This window comes from Arthrobacter terrae, from assembly GCF_015708085.1.
Lineage (GTDB): Bacteria > Actinomycetota > Actinomycetes > Actinomycetales > Micrococcaceae > Arthrobacter_M > Arthrobacter_M terrae.
In genome coordinates, this window is the sequence record NZ_JADNYM010000002.1 from 178,771 (window position 1) to 196,972 (window position 18,202).

The window sequence follows — 18,202 nt, forward strand, 5'->3', positions numbered from 1 at the left end:
CCATGAAAACCGTAGACAGCAACACCCCGGGCAATGCCCCGGGCGCCGGCCGAGCCGCGGATGGCCGGCCGGAACCGGATCTCGACGAACTCCGCGCGGCGGGAATTGACGTGGATTCCTCCTCCCGACGCCGGTCCGAGTACAGCTACGATGCGTCCAACTATCGTGTCCCTCCGCTCGCCGTCGTCTTTCCGCGCACCGCGGAAGATGTCGCCGTCGTCGCCCGTTTCGCCCACACCCGGTCTCTGCCGCTGACCTCCCGTGGCGGCGGAACATCGATGGCGGGCAACGCCATCGGCACCGGGCTGGTCCTGGACTTTTCCCGCCATATGCACGGGATCCGCGGCCTGGACCGCCGGCAGAACAGCATCGTCGCTGAGGCCGGCGTGGTCATTACCGCCCTGCAGGATCACGTGGAACGGGCCACCGCGGGAGCCTTGACCTTTGCGCCGGATCCGTCCAGCAAGTCACGGGCCACCATTGGCGGAGCGGTGGGGAATGACGCCTGCGGCAACCATTCCGTCCGGTACGGCAGAACGTCCGATCATGTCCTTGAACTCCAGCTGGTCACCGCCGAGGGGTACCGCTTGACGGCTGGTCCGCGCGGGGTAGCGGCAACTGACCCGCAGGATGGCGCCGCCGTTGCCGCCGCCCTCGGGATAACAGCCGCTCTCAGCCGCCTGGCGGGGGAATATCTGGCACCCTTCCGGCTGGATCTGGGCACCATCCCCCGGCAGGTTTCCGGATACCACCTTGCCGAGCTGCTGCCGGAGAACCATTTCAATGTGGCGCGTGCGCTGGTCGGCAGCGAAGGTACCTGCGTGATCGTAATCTCCGCCACCCTCCGTTTAGTCCCCAAGCCGGCCCGCGCCTTGTTACTTTGTCTCGGCTACCCGGATGTGGTGGAGGCGGCGCGCGATGTTCCGGACATCCTGGGTTTCAATCCGGCCGCGATCGAAGGCATCGATGATGCCATTGTGAAGACGATGCAGTACCGCCGCGGCGCGGATTCTGTCCGCGGCCTGCCGGCCGGGAACGCGTTTCTATACGTGGATCTGGACGGCGAGGATGCCGACGACGTGGCCGCGCAGGCGGACGCCCTGCTGGCGGCGCTGCGCCGAAACGGACGTATCCGGGACGCAAAGGTGGTGCCCGATCCCGGCGAGCGGGCCTCTCTGTGGCGCGTCCGCGAAGATGGCGCAGGCCTGGCCGCCCGACTATACAGCGGTGAAGGGAACAGCGGCGGAGGGAACAGCGGCGGAGAGTCCTGGCCCGGCTGGGAGGATTCGGCCGTCGCCGTGGACAGGCTGGCCGATTACCTCAGTGACTTCCGCGACTTGCTGCAGGCCTATGCATTGCAGGGCGTTCTGTATGGGCACTTCGGGGCGGGCTGTATGCATGTGCGGATCACCTTCGACCTGCGCTCGGATGAAGGACGAGGCGTTTTCGACCGCTTCGTGCGTGCGGCGGCGGAGCTGGTGGTCCGGCATGGCGGATCGCTCTCCGGCGAACATGGTGACGGCCGCGCCCGTTCAGCGCTGCTGCCGGTGATGTATTCCCCCGTCATCATGGAGTCTTTTCGCGTGTTCAAGGCCATCTGGGATCCGGCAAATCTTCTCAACCCCGGCTCCGTGGTGGAACCGGCACCGATCACTGCGGATTTGGCCCTGGCTGGAATCCCGGAGCGCCAGTGGCGAACGTCCTTCGAGCTGGCGCCGGCCGCTACAGCCCCGGAGGGACTGGACCCGTTTGTCCACGCTGTGCAGGGATGCATCGGTGTGGGCCGCTGCCGCAGTTCCTCCGGCGGCGTTATGTGTCCAAGTTTCCGGGCCACCTCAGATGAGAAGGATTCCACCCGGGGCCGCGCCCGCGTGCTGCAGGACATGGTGCGCAGCTCCCCCACGGTGGCTCAGGGGTGGAAGTCCGAGGACGTCCGGGAAGCGCTGGATCTGTGTCTTTCCTGTAAGGCATGCGCCACCGACTGCCCGGTAGGCGTGGATATGGCGACGTACAAATCCGAGTTTTTCGACCACTTTTATACGGGCAGATTTCGACCGCGTTCGCACTATGCCCTAGGTTGGTTGCCCCGCTGGCTCAAACTCACCGGCCGTATTGCCCCGTTGGTCAATGCCGTGATGGCAGGTCCGGCCGGAAGGCTGCTGGCCCAGGCTGCCGGGCTCACCACACACCGGGCCTTTCCAAAGTTTGCCGGCGGCACAGACTGGCAGCGTGGAATCACCGGCCAGCACCGGACGGCGGACCCTGCCGTAAAAGGCAGCCGGACCCCGCCGGCCGACGTCGTCCTCTGTGTTGACTCCTTTACCCGCGGTTTCCGGCCGGAAGTCGCTGGCGCCGCGCAGCGTGTTCTGGCCTCTGCGGGCCGGACGGCTGAATGCACGGCCGACGCCTGCTGCGGTCTGACCTGGATATCCACCGGACAGCTGGGTACGGCGCGGAAACTGCTCGCCAGGGCCGCTGCCACTCTCGATGATGGCAGCGACCGCCCGATCATCGTCCTGGAACCGAGCTGTGCCGCGGCGCTGAAGAAAGATCTGCCGGATCTGGTTCGGACAGATCAGGCGCGGCGGGTAGCACGCAGGGTACGGAGTTTCGCGGCCGCGGTGTCCGAGCTTGCCGCCGACGGTTGGCGGCCGGTCTGGCCCGGCGGCGCGGCCCCGCAGGCGGTTACGGTCCAGACGCACTGCCACGAATACTCCGTTTTTGGTGAGCGCAGCCAACAGGCGGCGCTGCGGGCAGTCGGAATCACCGACATCCGCGAGGCCACCGGCTGCTGCGGAGTGGCCGGGAACTTCGGCTTCGAAACGGAACATTACGAAATCAGCATGAAAGTGGCAGAGCAGGCCCTTCTGCCTGCCCTCGCTGCGACTCCCCCGACCACGCCGGTGCTCACCGACGGCTTTAGCTGCCTCATGCAGGTGGCAAAGCTGGAACCGAACCGGAATCCGTACCATCTGGCGCAGTTACTGGACCCGGAACCGACCGTCCAGTCGAGCCAGCAGATGAGATAGGAAACCCGCTATGACACAAACTGTAACTGCCGGCCAGGCCTACGAGGCGTCCGTGGGCGAGCTGATCGGCCGCATCAACACCGGTCTCCTTATCGACGGACAGTGGCAATGCCCCGCATCGGGAAAAACCTTTGAGGTGCTCAACCCCGCAACCGGTGAGGTCATTGCGACGGTGGCCGACGGCGGCCCGGAGGATGCACGCCGCGCCATCGAGGCCGCCGGCCGGGCGCAGAAAGCCTGGGGCCGAACGGCACCGCGGGAGCGCAGCGGGATCCTTCGCCGGGCCTACGACCTGATTATGGCCAGGCAGCATGAGCTGGCGCGCGTCATGACCGCGGAAATGGGCAAGCCGCTGGCCGAGGCTGCCGGAGAAGTGGCCTACGCGGCCGAATTTTTCCGTTGGTTTTCCGAGGAAGCTGTCCGTATCGGCGGGGACCACACTATTACCGGTGACGGCAGGAACCGGATCCTGGTCAGCCAGGAGCCGGTGGGGCCGTGTGTCCTGGTGACTCCGTGGAATTTTCCGCTGGCCATGGGCACCCGCAAGATCGGCCCGGCCGTCGCGGCGGGCTGCACAATGGTTTTCAAACCCGCGGAACTGACACCGCTGAGTTCGCTGGCGTTGGCGGGCATTCTCGAGGAGGCCGGGCTGCCCGACGGCGTGCTGAATATCGTGACCACCACCGATGCCGGATCCGTGGTGGAGCCGTGGATGGACAGTGGCATCGCGCGGAAGGTCAGCTTTACTGGTTCCACCGAAGTGGGCCGGGTTCTCCTGGCCCAGGCCGCGCGCAACATCATGCGCTCATCGATGGAACTCGGCGGCAACGCGCCTTTCATCGTGTTTGCCGACGCCGACCTGGACAAGGCCGTACAGGGGGCGATGATCGCCAAGATGCGCAATATGGGCGAGGCCTGCACCGCGGCAAACCGATTCTTTGTGCACCATTCGGTCGCCGCTGAATTCGGCCGCCGGCTGGCGGCCGCGATGGCTGCCCTGCGGGTGGGCGACGGCGCCCGGTCCGGCACCGATGTTGGACCGCTGGTGGAGGAAAAGGCCCGCACCAAGGTCCAGTCCCTCGTCGACGACGCCGTACGGCGGGGCGCCACTGTCATGACCGGGGGTTCGGCGCCGGCGGGTCCTGGATTCTTCTATACGCCGACCGTGCTGGCCCAGGTCAGTCCCGACTCGGACCTGATGTCTACGGAAATCTTCGGACCGGTGGCCGCCATTGTCGAGTTCGACGACGACGAGGACGTCATTCGGCTGGCCAACAACACCCCATGGGGGCTGGTCGGCTACCTCTTCACCCAGGACGTCGACCGGGCCATGCGTGTGAGCGAGGAGCTGGAGGTGGGCATGGTGGGGCTTAACACCGGGCTGGTTTCCAATCCCGCCGCACCGTTTGGCGGGGTCAAGCAGTCCGGGCTGGGCCGGGAGGGCGGCAGAGCCGGCATCGAGGAGTTCCTGGAGACAAAATACCTGGCCATTCCACGTGCCCTTGCGTGACGTAGACCACACCCGCTAGATTGTAGACAATCTACCGTCCAATTTTTTAGGTGATATCTTGCTATTCAGCACAGAAGAGTACTCCGCCCGGCTGGCGGGGGTCAGGAGCCGAATGGCCGATCAGGGCCTCGCCGCCCTCTTGGTCTCCGACCCGGCCAATATCTACTACCTCACGGGCTACAACGCCTGGTCCTTTTACACACCGCAGCTGGTCTTTGTCCCGGCGGACGGACCGATGATCCTCTTCGCCCGGGCCATGGATGCCGATGGCGCCTTCCGCACCAGCTGGCTTCCCCGGGAGAGCATCATCGGTTACCCGGAACAATACGTGCACCGCCCGCACGTGCACCCCTTTGACTGGGTATCCTTTGCCCTCCGCGAGCGGCACCTCATCGCTCCGGCGGCCAAGGGCTGTGTCGGCCTGGAGATGGACTCACACTTCTTCTCGCCCAAGGCCTACCGCTCGCTGGTCAATGCCATCCCGGAATGGACCATGGTGGACAGCTTTGAGCTGGTCAATTGGGTCCGTTCCATCAAGTCGCCGGCGGAGGTCCAGCTCATGCGTTCAGCCGCGCAGGTTTGTTTGTCCGCGATGCGCACCGCCGTGGAGTCCATCGAGATCGGTGTGCGCCAATGCGATGCCGCCGCCCAGATCAGCCGCGCCCAGATCTCCGGGACTGCCGGGATCGGCGGGGACTATCCGGCCATTGTCCCACTCCTGCCGACGGGTGACGAAGCGGACACTCCTCATCTGACCTGGAACCAGGAACGATTCCAAAAGGACCAGGCGGTGGTCATTGAACTGGCCGGCGCCCATCACCGTTACCACTCGCCGCTGGCGAGGACCCTGGTTCTCGGCAAGGCCCCGGAACGGCTGGTTCGGCTCTCCGACGCCGTTGCCGATGGTCTTAATGCGGTATTGGCCGAGGTCCGGCCCGGAGTGCCCGTGCGCGAGCTGGCGCGGACCTGGAACTGGACGCTGGCCACGCACGGCCTGGAGAAGCCCTCACGGATTGGCTACTCCATTGGTATCGGCTACCCGCCTGACTGGGGGGAGCGCACGATTTCACTGCGGTCGGAGGACGAAAGTGTCCTCGCCGAGAATATGACCTTCCACGTGATTGGCGGGATGTGGATGGACAACTATGGTTACGAGCTTTCCGAAGCCATTCGCGTCACAGCGACCGGCGTGGAAACCTTTACCAGTTTCCCGCGTGAACTCATCCAGAAAGGTGGCTAGACGATGACCCGGACAAACCCCACCCGGTCCGCTGCAGCGTTGCCCTTGGCCGGCCGCGCATCAAGCCTGATCGGTTCGGTGATCGATTCGAGCACGTCATTACTGGCCGCCCAAAAGCATGACATTGTCCGCTTTGCCATGGGCTCCCCTGCCGACGAGGCGGTGCCGCTGGAGGAGTTCCGCGATATCGCCGCCAGTGTGCTGGACCATAGCTCGATGACCTACGGGGCCACCGAGGGCGAGCCCCGGCTGATCGAGAATCTTCTCGGATACCTGCAGGACACTGCCGACCCCACTGCCGCGGACCGTGTCACGATCACGGCCGGCGGTATGCAGGGCCTGGATCTGGCCTGCAAGATCTTCATCGACCCAGGCGATCTGGTGATTGTGGAAAGCCCCACCTACACCAATGGAAGCGCCACGGCGCTCAGCTACGGGGCCGATCTGCTCGAAGCACCCATCGACGAACACGGTCTGGTTGTTGAGGCACTCCCGGATCTGGTGGCTATGGCAGGCCGGACGCCGAAAGCCATCTACACGATCCCCAATTTCCAGAATCCGTCCGGAACGACGCTCTCGCTCGCCCGCCGGCAACAGCTGTTGGAACTGGCGCATCTGTGGAACGCCGTCATTATTGATGATGACCCCTACGGTCTCTTGCGTTTCGAGGGTACGGATCTGCCCTCCTTCCAGTCACTGAGCCCTGCCGATCCGCTGTTGTTTTCAGTCCGGACATTTTCCAAGATCCTGGCTCCGGGCCTGCGCGTGGGTTGGGTGGACACCGACCCGGCCATCCGCCAGCTGGTCATCAATGCGAAACAGGCCATGGACACCTGCACCAACGTTCCGGCGCAGCATATTGTTGCGGAGTTCATTCGCCGTGGCGGACTGGACAGCCATCTGGCCGGCCTGCGGACCGAATACCGAAGCAGGAAAAACGCGATGCAGCAAAGCCTGCGGCGGCACCTCGGCGACAGGGTCAGCAGCACCGATCCGGAAGGCGGCTTCTTCCTGTGGCTGACCCTACAGGGCGCGGACGCGCAGACCTCGACCCGCCGGCTGTTCGAAACGGCCCTCGCGGAAGGTGTCGCCTTCATTCCCGGACCGGCGCTCTCCGCCGGCGGCAAGTTCGACGACGCCCTGAGACTCTGCTTCGCATCAACCACGATCGATCGCGCGGAGGAAGGCATCCAACGCCTGGCCCGGGCGATGGACCGGGAGCTCGTCGGCCGAAGGACCGGGACCGGCGCGTGAGTAAAAGTCTTCAGGACCGGGTGCTGAACCTGATTTCCACACCGGAGCTTGTTGATCTCACGTCCCGGCTCGTGGCAGCAGGAGGCGAAAACCCGGGCGGGACTGAGGAAGGAACCGTCGCGGTACTTCAGGCGTCCTGCCGGGATGCGGGGCTGGAAACCAGCACGGCAGCCGTGGCCCCGGGGCGGCCGAATTTCACGGCCGTGCTGCCGGGCGGAAATTCGCCGGGTTTTCTGTTCCTTGGCCATTCCGATGTGGTGCCCGCTGGTGCCGGCTGGGAGCATCCGCCGTTTGATCCGATCGTCCGCGCCGGCCGGCTGTACGGCCGCGGTTCCACGGATATGAAAGGCGGACTCGCCGCCGTCGTCATTGCCTTGAAAGCGCTCAAGGAAGCGCACGTGCAGCTGCCCGGAGATGTGGCGCTGGCCTGCACGGTGGATGAGGAGGATCTGGGCCTGGGGATCCGGGCGTTCACGGCGTCCGCGTCGGCCGGAACCTATGACGCCTGCGTAGTTGCAGAACCAACCGATCTGACGGTGGTCATCGGCTGCCGCGGGGACAGTTACCTGGAGCTTACGGTCACCGGCCGGTCTGCCCACTCCGGCAGGCCTGCCGACGGGCGGAACGCGATCGATGCCGCCGCCGGCATTCTGCTCCTGATCCGTGCGGACCAGGAGCAGCTCCAACGGACACAGGACCCATTGCTGGGGGCCGGCAGCTGGAACACCGGTCTGATTCACGGCGGCACCGGCACGTCCATGGTCGCCGCTGAATGTGCCCTTTCCATCGACCGGCGGCTGATGCCGGATGAGGATGCAGGCATGATCCTGACCCAGCTGATGGAGCGGATCGAAGGCTCCGGCCTTACCGGGGACGGCATCAGCGTCCGCGGCGGAATAGCCATGGAAATGCCCGGGTTCCGTACCCCCGTCGATCACCCCCTGGTCCGCGGCGCAGTAGCAGCGGTGCGCGAGGGCTGCGCCGGCGCGGAACCGGACGAATCGAATCCTGATCCGGTGGTCGGTGGTTGGAGTGCCGCCTGCGATGGCGGCTTCATTGCCCGCGATCTGGGGGTGCCGACTATTGTGCTGGGCCCTGGCGGTCTCAATGATCAGGCCCACCAGATAAATGAGTCCGTGCGCATTGCCGACCTCGCCGTTGCTGCCCGCGCCTATGCGCTAATGATTCTCCGGCATGGATTTTCCTGAAGAGAACTTGCCGCAACGACAGCTTCCGCAAAGACAGCTTCCTCAAAGACAAAGGCGTCACCTCGTTACCGAGAAGGAGAAACTGATGACTGACTCAACGTACGGCCGGATACCGGTGCTGGATCCCGATGGCGCGCGGGCAGACCTGACCGATGGAAAGGACATGCCGCCCGAGGAGCGAAAAGAATTACGAAAGGCAATCGCCGGCTCCGCCTTGGGCAACGCCGTCGAATGGTTTGACTACGCGGTGTATGGATATTTGGCCGTGTACATGGTGCGGATATTCTTCGGCGAACAGGGCCAAAACGGGCTTGGCCTCTTCGCCGTCTTCGCCATTCTTGCCATTTCCTTCTTCGTCCGCCCGCTCGGCGGTATCATTCTGGGCCCGATGGGAGACAAGATCGGCCGGCAGAAGGTGCTGGTCTTTACCATCACCATGATGACGCTGGCCACCGCGGCCATCGGAATCCTGCCGACCTTCGATCAGGTAGGCTATGTCTCCCCGGTTTTGCTGCTGCTGTGCCGGCTGGTGCAGGGATTTTCCACCGGTGGAGAGTACGGCGGTGCCGCGGTTTTCATGGCCGAACACGCCCCGGACAAACGACGCGGCTTTTACGGTGCATTCCTTGAATTCGGCACGCTCGCCGGCACCGTCGCCGGAGCCACCCTGTGCACCGTGATGATCGTGGTGGTCGGTGACGCGGGCATGCTGGCCGGCTGGTGGCGGCTGCCGTTCCTGCTGACCCTTCCGCTCGGTTTGACAGCCCTGTGGATAAGAACGCGGCTGAAGGAACCGCGGGTCTTTACCGAGGCCGCTCAAAACGATGAAATCGCCAAGCGGCCCTTCCTGGATCTGTTCCGATACAACTGGCGCCAGATACTGATCCTGACCGGGTTCGTAGTGCTGCTCAACGTGGCCTACTACCTGATTTTGGCGTATATGCCTTCGTACCTGAGCAAGAATCTGGGCCACGATACCGCGACCAGCACCATGATGCTCGTCGTCATCATGGTCCTGATGATGTGCATCATCAATCCAATCGGGGCCCTCTCCGATCGAGTGGGCCGCAAGCCGCTGCTGCTCGGCGCCGCCGTCGGCTTCATCCTGCTGTCGGTGCCCGCCTTCGCCATGCTCGGTTCCCGCAATCTCCTCCTGCAGTTGCTGGGGCTGGCGATTCTGGGCTTTTTGCTGGTCATTATGATCGGCTCCGTCTCCTCTACGCTGCCGGCGTTGTTCCCGACCAAGGTCAGGTACTCCGGATTCGCCATCGGTTACAACGTCTCGACGGCCATCTTCGGCGGTACCGCGGCCAGCATCAACGAATGGCTGATCGTGGAAACCGGGTCAACACTGGTGCCCGGGTGGTACCTGGCGGGCGCCGGAGTGGTGGGACTGGTCGCCATCCTCTGTATGCCCGAGTCTGCTCAGAGCACGCTGCGCGGTGAGCGCATCCCCGGCACATCCAGCGCCGCCTTCCGTGCGTTCCTGCGCAAAGAAAAGCAAACCAGCAGCTGAGGTGTTCCGGATGGGGCTTTTCGCCTAATGGCCCCATCCGGCGCGTCTGAGATTCAAGGGGACGCCGTCGGTCCGGTCAGCCGGCTGAGCGCGTCCTCCATATGGCTGTGCAGAAGGCCGACCACCAGATCCTCGTTCCCGGATTCGATGGCCTCTGCAATGGCGTAGTGCTCGGCGACGCGGGCCTGGGGATCCGGGTACCTGTGCGCAAGAGCCGTCAGGCACATCCTGGTCTCGGTCAGCAAGGTGTTATGCATCCGCTGCAGACGGGGGCTGCCGGCGGCGCCGACCAACGTCGCATGGAACTCCATATCCGCCTCGGAAAGCGCGTCCAGATCTTTCGCCGCGGCAGCATCTTTCATGCCCGCGACAATGTCCAGCAGGCCGGCACCGACCAGCCGATGATTTTGCTGCAGGATAACTTCCGTAGCCGCGCGTTCGACGGCAGTCCGGGCCACGTACATGTCCCTGACCTCGTCGTCCGTCATTGTGATGACGAACAACCCGCGGTTTCGGATGCTGATCAGCAGGCCTTCCTGGTTCAGCCGCTGCATGGCTTCGCGCAGCGGACCGCGGCTCACACCAAGTTCCTTGGCCAGCTCGGCCTCCGCCAGTTGCGCTCCGGGCGCTATCGCGCCTGAGCCGATAGCCTGGCGCAGTTTCCGGGCGATGATCGACGGCGTCGACTCCTGCACCAGGGGTTCGAATCTCTGCATCTGCCGCCGATCTGTGAATTGTTGGACTGTTTACAATCCTAATCTAATAAATCGGCTCCTCAACGGCTCCGGCGAGGAGAACACTCACACCACCGGACAGACCATCCAAGCCGACGGCGGCGCTGCCGCTCCGCTGCGCTGCGCGAAGACAATATCCGGGGCTGAACCCGGCGCCGCTTAAACGACTGTGCCGCTGGTGTCCTTTCCAAGTCTGAAAAGGACGCCTGCGGCACAGTCGGTTCAACGTCCAGGCACTTAGCCGACACGTGCGGTCGGCCGCCCCGTTGCGGTGCAGCTAGCGGGCCTCGATGGCCGCGGCAGCCAGCGGATCTGAATCGTTGAGGAAGGTGGAGATCCGCGCCGCTTCCTCGGTCTCACCGATGGCGCCGGCTGCCCGGCCCAGGGCATACAACGCACGCAGGAACCCCCGGTTCCCCTCGTGCTGGAAAGGAACCGGCCCGGTTCCTTTCCAGCCGGCACGCCGCAGCGCATCCAGTCCCCGGTGGTAGCCTGTGCGGGCATAGGCATAGGACTCGATGACCCGGCCCTCCGCGAAGGCTTCGTCGGCCAGAATGGCCCACAAGAGCGAGGACGTCGGGTGCCTTGCCGCCAGATCGACGGCCTCGTCGCCGGCCGCCAAACGCGATTCGACGTCCGGCTCACCCGGGAGCAGCGTGGGCTCCGGACCGAGCAGGTTCCTGCGGAATTCGTCTGACATCAGAAGGTCTTGCCGGCGGAGCCGAGTTCCTGGGCGCCCACGACAACACGCGCGGCCAGACCCTTCTCGGCCGCAGCACCCCAGACCCGCGGGTCATACGTCTTCTTACTGCCGACCTCGCCGTCAATCTTCAGTACGCCGTCATAGTTCTTGAACATGTGGTCCGCAACCGGGCGGGTGTAGGCATACTGCGTGTCCGTGTCGATGTTCATTTTAATAACCCCGTAGGAGACGGCGTCCTTGATCTCCTGCTGGCTGGATCCGGACCCGCCGTGGAAAACCAGGTCAAAGGGCTTGTCTTTGCCCAGCTTTGCTCCGACCTGTTCCTGGATTTCCTTGAGGATTTCCGGCCGCAGCTTAACACCGCCGGGCTTGTACACGCCGTGCACGTTGCCGAAGGTCAGGGCCGTAATGTAGCGTCCATGCTCCCCGGCGCCCAGGGCCTCCACAGTGGCCAGACCATCAGAGACAGTGGAGTAGAGCTTTTCATTGATGGCGTTCTCCACGCCGTCTTCCTCCCCGCCCACGGCACCGATCTCAACCTCGAGGATCATGTGCGCAGCCGAGGTGCGGGCCAGCAGCTCACGCCCGATGCGCAGGTTCTCCTCCAGCGTTTCCGCAGAGCCGTCCCACATATGCGAGTTGAAGATCGGGTCCTTTCCGGCCTTCACGGCTGCCTCCGAGGCCGCCAGCAGGGGCAGGACGAAGCCCTCCAGCTTGTCTTTGGGGCAGTGGTCTGTATGCAGCGCCACGTTGACCGGATATTTTTTTGCTACTTCACGGGCGAATGCGGCGAAGCCCAGAGACCCGGCAACCATGTCCTTCACGGACGCGCCGGACCAGTATGCTGCGCCTCCAGTGGAGACCTGGATGATGCCGTCGCTGCCGGCATCGGCGAAACCCTGCAGTGCCGCGTTCAGGGTCTGCGATGATGTGACATTGACCGCCGGGTAGGCGAAGCCGCCGGCCTTGGCGCGGTTAATCATTTCGACGTATTTGTCCGGGGTTGCAATGGGCATGCTGACTCCTTAAGAAGGGGCGGTAGCTGACATGACGGAACTACCTCCATCCTAGCCAGACCCGGACGACGCGGCAGTATGCTGCCGGAAGTCCCTAGATATGCTGGCTGAAAACGTGCCGGCGGATCCACGCGTGCATCGCGATGGCTGCAGCGGCTGAGGCATTGATGGACCGGGTGGAGCCGAACTGGGCAATCGACAAGGTGGCCGCAGCCGCCGCGTGCACCTCATCGGTCAGACCCGGTCCCTCCTGGCCGAAGACCAGGACGCAATCGCGGGGCAGGTCGTAGGTTTCCAGCGGGACCGAATCGGGGAAGTTGTCGATTCCGATCACGGCCAGGCCCTCGGACTGAGCCCATTGGACAAATTCCTCGACACTGGGATGATGCCGCACATGCTGATAGCGGTCCGTGACCATCGCACCGCGTCGGTTCCACCGCCGTCGACCAATGATGTGCACTTCCTTGGCCAGAAAAGCGTTGGCGCAGCGGACGACGGAACCGATGTTGAGGTCATGCTGCCAGTTCTCGATGGCGACGTGGAAGTTGTGGCGTTTGGCGTCCAGATCCGCCACGATCGCTTCGTGATTCCAATACCGGTACTCGTCCACGACGTTGCGGGTATCGCCGGCGGCCAGCAGTTCCTGGTCCCAGTGGTCACCGGCCGGCCGGGCGCCCTGCCACGGGCCGACGCCCACCGCCGGCTGGTGTGGATCCGGCGCAGGCGTGCCGCCGTCGTCGCCTTGCTGCGTATTCACCTGTCAACAGTACCGTTGCCGCTGCGTGCCGAAGTCCCTGCCCGGTGATGCGCGTAGCCTGAAAGTCTGTTTTCTGAAAGACTGGCGACGGACAGCGGCGTTCGCATTCAGCTTTTTTCAACCAGTTATCAACAACCAGGAGGACGCTGACGTGGGAAACCTCGAACCGCGCAGGACGCAGGACATTGAGTGCTGGCTGACGGACATGGATGGCGTACTGGTCCATGAAAACCAGGCTGTCCCGGGCGCCGTCGAACTGCTGCAGCGGTGGGTGGATACGTCCAAGCGTTTTCTGGTGCTGACCAATAACTCTATTTATACGCCGCGGGATCTCTCGGCGCGGCTGAGGGGTTCGGGGTTGGAAATACCGGAGGAAAACCTCTGGACATCCGCGCTGGCCACGGCGCAGTTCCTCAAGGGCCAGATGCCGCATGGTAAGGCCTTCGTGATCGGCGAGGCCGGACTGACCACTGCCCTGCACGAGGCAGGTTTTATTCTCACGGATCAGAATCCGGATTACGTGGTGCTCGGCGAAACGCGCACCTACTCCTTCGAAGCCATTACCAAGGCGATCCGGCTGATTGCCGACGGCGCACGTTTCATTGCCACCAACCCGGATGCCACCGGTCCATCCAAGGAAGGGCCGCTCCCCGCTACCGGTGCGATCGCCGCGCTGATCAGCAAAGCAACCAACCGGGATCCGTACATTGTCGGCAAGCCGAATCCGATGATGTTCCGTTCCGCCATGAACCGTATCGAGGCCCACTCGGAGACCACCGCGATGATCGGCGACCGGATGGACACGGATATTATCGCGGGCATGGAGGCGGGGCTGCACACCGTCCTGGTCCTGACCGGAATCACGCAACCCGAGGACGTGAACGCTTACCCGTTCCGGCCGGATGAAATCCTGAATTCGGTAGCGGATCTGATTCCGCGTATTTAGCGCCGGAGCCGATGACTTAAAGCCCCAGATCGGTCTTACTGAAGGCAAAGAGGTACGGGACGCCGGCCTCGGCCTCGATCCGCTCCTTGGAACCGGTATCCCGGTCCACGATCACTGCCACAGCAGCCACCTCAGCGCCGGCGCGCCGCAGGGCTTCTACGGCGGTCATCGCGGAGCCTCCGGTAGTAGAGGTGTCCTCGAGGGCCACAACGCGCCGGCCGCGCACTTGAGGACCTTCCACCTGCCGGCCCATGCCGTAGGACTTCTGCGCCTTCCGGACTACGAACGCGTCAATCGCCCGGTCCTGGTCCGCGGCGGCATGCATCAGGGCGGTTCCCACCGGATCGGCGCCCATAGTGAGCCCTCCCGCTGCGGCGATGCCGGTGATCCCGGCATCGTCGAGCAGTGCCAGCATGACCTGCCCCACCAACCGGGACGCTTCGTGATGCAGCGTGATGCGGCGAAGATCAATGTAGTAATCCGCCTCGGCGCCGCTGGAGAGGATCACCTTGCCCCTGACGATGGCCAGTTCCTTGATCAGTTCGAGGAGGCGGGAACGGGCAGCGGGCAGATCCAGGGGCGCAGTCATGGCTTCCATCCTATATAGGGAGCGGTTTCTCCGGCACCGGAGTTCCCCGGGCCGGGGGCAAGTTCCCCGCCAAGCCGCACGGTCGTTTAAAGCAGCACAGTAGGCTTGCACGTATGCGTGAACTCCAAAGACAAATCATTGCGGAAATGGGCGTAAAACCCAGTATTGATCCCGCTGCTGAAATCCGCCGCCGGGTGGACTTCCTCAAGGAGTACCTGCTGGCTACGGGGGCCGGCGGCTTTGTGCTGGGCGTCAGCGGAGGCCTGGATTCCACCCTCGCCGGCCGGCTGGCCCAACTGGCGGTAGAGGAGTTGAACGGCGCCGGGACAGCCGCGGACTTCGTCGCGGTCCGGCTCCCCTATGGCCGGCAGACCGATGAGGAGGACGCGCAGCGGGCCATGGAGTTTATCGCGCCCAAGACGTCGTGGAGCTATAACGTGGCGCCGGCAGTGGATGGTTTTGTGGCTGAGTTCGCGGCCACCACCGGGGAGTCAATTGCGGATTTCACGAAAGGCAATATCAAGGCCCGGGCAAGAATGGTGGCTCAATACGCCTTGGCCGGCGCCAGGAATCTCCTGGTGATCGGGACCGACCACGCGGCCGAATCGGTGACCGGTTTCTTTACGAAGTTCGGTGACGGCGGCGCCGACGTATTGCCGCTGTACACGCTGGACAAGCGCCAGAACCGTGCGCTGCTGCGTGAGCTCAATGCGCCCGCGCGGCTCTACGACAAGGTACCGACGGCGGATCTGCTGGATGGGGTGCCCGGCCGCACCGACGAGGACGAGCTTGGACTGCGCTACGACGTGATCGACGATTATTTGGAGGGGAAGGACGTCTTAGTGACGGATGCGCAGGCTATTGAAAAGCGCTACCTCGCCACCCGGCATAAACGCACTGTCCCGGTGTCCCTGCTGGATACCTGGTGGAAGTAAGGAGTTCGGTAAATTGGATGATGTGAAGACTGCGAAGCCCATGAAAATAGCGACCTGGAATGTTAACTCGCTGCGTGCCCGCGCAGACCGCGTGGAGGACTGGCTGCGCCGAACCGACGTGGATGTTCTGGCCATTCAGGAAACCAAGTGCAAAGACGAGAATTTCCCGTGGGAAATGTTCGAGAACAACGGGTACGAGGTGGCACACTTCGGATTCAGCCAGTGGAACGGAGTCGCTATTGCCTCCCGGGTAGGGCTCGACGACGTCGAACGCACCTTCGCTGCCCAGCCGGCCTTCGGTAAGGACGACAAGGACCCAATTCAGGAGGCCCGCGCGATCGCGGCAACCTGCAATGGCGTCCGCGTCTGGAGCCTGTATGTACCCAACGGCCGATCGCTGTCAGATCCGCATATGCCCTACAAGATTTCCTGGCTGGCAGCCCTGAAGGAACACGCCGTATCCGGGCTGTCCTCGGACTCGGCGGCCCAAATTGCCCTCATGGGTGATTGGAACATCGCTCCACGTGACGAGGATGTGTGGGACATCGATTACTTCCTTAATGAAGGCCTGACACATGTCAGCGCTCCGGAGCGCGCGGCCTTTCATGCCTTCGAAGCAGCCGGCTTTACCGATGTGGTGCGTCCTTTCACCCCCGGGCCCGGCGTCTACACATATTGGGACTACACCCAACTGCGCTTTCCCAAGAAGCAAGGCATGCGGATCGACTTTATCCTGGCCTCCGCGGCGCTGGCCGCCCGCGTCACCGGGGCTGCCATCGACCGGGAAGAACGCAAGGGCAAGGGTGCCTCCGATCACGCGCCCGTCGTCGTGGAATTGGGCTGATCCATGCGCAGCGGGCTGTATTTGGGTGGAACGTCGCTTCCTTTCGTCTCCAGCCTGCGCATATTCTCCCCGATGACGGCATTTACCACGCTGGAGCAGCGCTACATCGGGGAACACCTCCTGCCGGATCAGAGCCGGACGGCCGTGGATGTGCAGGAACTTGCCGATTCATTGGGCCGGGTTACCCGGCCCAATGGAGATCCGCTGCCCACAGCCGCCGCGGACAGAATCCGCACGCTGCGCCTTGCCGAGGACGGGCCGCTCCTGTACTCCCCGGGCCAGATGGTGATCCGTTCCTTTGCTGCAGTGGACGAATTCCACCGGGGGTACACTGCGCAACTGGCCGGCATGCTGGTGCCCGAGCGGTTCCGGGAACCACATCAGCGCCGGACGGAGGCAGCGCCGGGATATCCTGGCCCGCCGTTCACCAGGATATCCACGTGGGGCATTCCGTTCAGCTGGTTTGTGCTGGTGACGGAGACGGACCGGACCGAGGTGGTGGAGTCTTCGGGCCGCATTCTGACGGTACGGATCCAGGTGCCTCTGACGATTGCGCTTCGGCGTGCCGAAGCCTGCCTGACCATGCTCGAAGGCACAGCGGAAGAGCTGGACCTGCACGAAGAATTGGCAAACGTGGCGAACTGGCTTGAGGGATTCCGGGACGAATCCATCCTGGAGCTCGATTACGGCCCGGTGGCGGATCGCGTCTACCCCGATGATTCCCCGATGGACGTAAGGCTGGGGCTCGAATGCCTGGCCGAGGGAGACCTGACCGGAGCGGCGGCCGCCTACCGCAGGCTGGCGTCGCGCTGGATACCCATCCGGCAGCTGGCCCGCGCATCCTGACTGATCCGCTCAACGGCACGGCGGCGCCGTCGTACCCCTGACAATCAGCTGATGTGCCACCACGCTGTCCCGCACGGCCCCGGTCTTGCCCGCGAGCTCGGCGATCAGCATGCGGGCCGCAATCGAGCCGTGCGCGGTCGGATCCTGCCCGACGGTGGTCAACCCCGCAGGCTCGGAAAACTCGTGGTCGTCGATGCCTATGATGGACAAGTCCTCCGGGATCCGGATTCCACGCCGGCGTGCCTCAAACATCAATCCCAGCGCCATTTCATCCGAGGCACAGAAAACAGCCGTCGGCATCGGGGACGGGCTGTCGAACAGCCGGACGGCGGCGCGAACTCCATTGCGAACGGTATAGTCCCCCTCCACCTCCCATTCCGAGCGAGGTCCCAGGCCGGCGGCGTGCAGCGTCGACTCGAACCCCTCGGTCCGCAAACCGGGAACAGTGAAGTTCAGCTGGTCTTCCCAGCCGCCATGCAGATGGCCGATATCCCGGTGGCCCAGATCAAGAAGATGCTGCGTCGCGGCAGCGGCCGCCAGTGAATCATCAATACGGACGCTGCTGCAGCCGCTGACCGGACCGCCGACGGCGACGAGCGGGATCTCGGTGCGGTGCAGCTGTTCGAGCTCCTGATCGGACAGGGACAAGCAAAGCACCACCAGCGCGTCCATTTGTTTGCGCACCATGTTCCGGTTGAACAGCCGCTGCCTGTCTGAGGCATACCCGCCCAGGCTGAACAGGAGGAGATTATAGGAATGCTCCCTTAGCTCCTGCTCCACGCCCTCGATGACACGGCCGAAGTACCACCTGTCCACGAACGGAGCCAGCACTCCAATGGTCCGCGTACGCCCGGTGGCCAACGTGCTGGCCGACGGAGAGGCAACGTATCCGAGGTCATCTGCCACGGCCAAAATTCGGGCCCGGGTGACCGGGCTGACCCTTGGCAGCCCGCGGATGGCGCGGGAAACGGTGGCGGTGGAGACCTTGGCGGCGGCCGCTACATCTTCAATACTTGCCACCATCAGTCCCCTCATCTTCAAGCTGTTAGGGCATCCTGGCGGGTGTGGCCGGGTC

General features: G+C 63.9%; 16 protein-coding genes. 10 read left to right on the forward strand and 6 right to left on the reverse strand.

Annotated elements, in window-relative coordinates; genetic code table 11:
• The first annotated feature begins 2 nt into the window (after nucleotides 1-2).
• The 6 genes from IV500_RS02070 (at nucleotide 3) to IV500_RS02095 (ending at nucleotide 9,757) form a co-directional block, all read left to right on the forward strand.
• Entirely contained in the window at nucleotides 3-3,029 is a 3,027-nt protein-coding gene (locus IV500_RS02070) for an FAD-binding and (Fe-S)-binding domain-containing protein (RefSeq protein ID WP_196395156.1), read from the forward strand.
• A 10-nt stretch (nucleotides 3,030-3,039) separates the two neighbouring features.
• Nucleotides 3,040-4,539: an NAD-dependent succinate-semialdehyde dehydrogenase gene (locus IV500_RS02075; RefSeq protein ID WP_196395157.1), complete on the forward strand. Its 1,500-nt coding sequence runs from the start codon at nucleotides 3,040-3,042 to the stop codon at nucleotides 4,537-4,539.
• Between the two features lie 58 nt (nucleotides 4,540-4,597).
• A complete protein-coding gene (locus IV500_RS02080; RefSeq protein ID WP_196395158.1) occupies nucleotides 4,598-5,779 on the forward strand; it encodes a M24 family metallopeptidase in 1,182 nt (393 codons plus the stop codon).
• Nucleotides 5,780-5,782: 3 nt separating this feature from the next.
• A complete protein-coding gene (locus tag IV500_RS02085; protein ID WP_196395159.1) occupies nucleotides 5,783-7,033 on the forward strand; it encodes an aminotransferase-like domain-containing protein in 1,251 nt (416 codons plus the stop codon).
• Nucleotides 7,030-8,241, forward strand: coding sequence for a M20 family metallopeptidase (locus tag IV500_RS02090; protein WP_196395160.1), 1,212 nt, complete (start codon nucleotides 7,030-7,032; stop codon nucleotides 8,239-8,241). Before IV500_RS02085 ends, IV500_RS02090 begins: the two co-directional genes overlap by 4 nt.
• Nucleotides 8,242-8,326: 85 nt before the next feature.
• Nucleotides 8,327-9,757, forward strand: a complete 1,431-nt coding sequence (locus tag IV500_RS02095) for an MFS transporter (protein ID WP_230854337.1) — start codon at nucleotides 8,327-8,329, stop codon at nucleotides 9,755-9,757.
• 53 nt (nucleotides 9,758-9,810) lie between these two features.
• Here IV500_RS02095 and IV500_RS02100 read toward each other — a convergent pair whose 3' ends face one another.
• The 4 genes from IV500_RS02100 to IV500_RS02115 form a co-directional block, all read right to left on the reverse strand.
• On the reverse strand, nucleotides 9,811-10,473 hold the full coding sequence (locus IV500_RS02100; RefSeq protein WP_196395161.1) for a GntR family transcriptional regulator: 663 nt from the start codon (nucleotides 10,471-10,473) through the stop codon (nucleotides 9,811-9,813).
• A gap of 295 nt (nucleotides 10,474-10,768) precedes the next feature.
• Nucleotides 10,769-11,191, reverse strand: a complete 423-nt coding sequence (locus IV500_RS02105; RefSeq protein ID WP_196395162.1) for a DUF3151 domain-containing protein — start codon at nucleotides 11,189-11,191, stop codon at nucleotides 10,769-10,771.
• Complete coding sequence (gene fbaA / locus IV500_RS02110) at nucleotides 11,191-12,210, reverse strand: class II fructose-bisphosphate aldolase (protein WP_196395163.1); 1,020 nt, start codon at nucleotides 12,208-12,210, stop codon at nucleotides 11,191-11,193. Before fbaA ends, IV500_RS02105 begins: the two co-directional genes overlap by 1 nt.
• A 94-nt stretch (nucleotides 12,211-12,304) precedes the next feature.
• Nucleotides 12,305-12,967 carry a TrmH family RNA methyltransferase gene (locus IV500_RS02115; RefSeq protein WP_196395164.1) on the reverse strand — a complete coding sequence of 221 codons (663 nt, stop codon included), beginning with the start codon at nucleotides 12,965-12,967 and terminating at the stop codon, nucleotides 12,305-12,307.
• A gap of 205 nt (nucleotides 12,968-13,172) precedes the next feature.
• Here IV500_RS02115 and IV500_RS02120 point away from each other — a divergent pair, with 205 nt between their 5' ends.
• Nucleotides 13,173-13,913, forward strand: a complete 741-nt coding sequence (locus IV500_RS02120; protein ID WP_196395220.1) for an HAD-IIA family hydrolase — start codon at nucleotides 13,173-13,175, stop codon at nucleotides 13,911-13,913.
• Between the two features lie 16 nt (nucleotides 13,914-13,929).
• Here IV500_RS02120 and pyrE read toward each other — a convergent pair whose 3' ends face one another.
• Entirely contained in the window at nucleotides 13,930-14,502 is a 573-nt protein-coding gene (pyrE, locus tag IV500_RS02125) for an orotate phosphoribosyltransferase (protein ID WP_196395165.1), read from the reverse strand.
• A gap of 113 nt (nucleotides 14,503-14,615) precedes the next feature.
• Between pyrE and nadE the strand changes: the two genes are divergently transcribed.
• From nadE to IV500_RS02140, 3 genes are read left to right on the forward strand one after another with little or no spacing between them, the layout of a single operon-like run.
• Complete coding sequence (gene nadE, locus IV500_RS02130) at nucleotides 14,616-15,437, forward strand: NAD(+) synthase (protein ID WP_196395166.1); 822 nt, start codon at nucleotides 14,616-14,618, stop codon at nucleotides 15,435-15,437.
• Between the two features lie 40 nt (nucleotides 15,438-15,477).
• Entirely contained in the window at nucleotides 15,478-16,281 is an 804-nt protein-coding gene (locus IV500_RS02135) for an exodeoxyribonuclease III (protein WP_196395221.1), read from the forward strand.
• Between the two features lie 3 nt (nucleotides 16,282-16,284).
• Complete coding sequence (locus IV500_RS02140; protein WP_196395167.1) at nucleotides 16,285-17,127, forward strand: DUF8083 family protein; 843 nt, start codon at nucleotides 16,285-16,287, stop codon at nucleotides 17,125-17,127.
• A 9-nt stretch (nucleotides 17,128-17,136) separates the two neighbouring features.
• Here the strand turns inward: IV500_RS02140 and IV500_RS02145 are convergent, their stop codons facing one another.
• A complete protein-coding gene (locus tag IV500_RS02145) occupies nucleotides 17,137-18,150 on the reverse strand; it encodes a LacI family DNA-binding transcriptional regulator (RefSeq protein ID WP_230854339.1) in 1,014 nt (337 codons plus the stop codon).
• Nucleotides 18,151-18,202 lie beyond the last annotated feature (52 nt).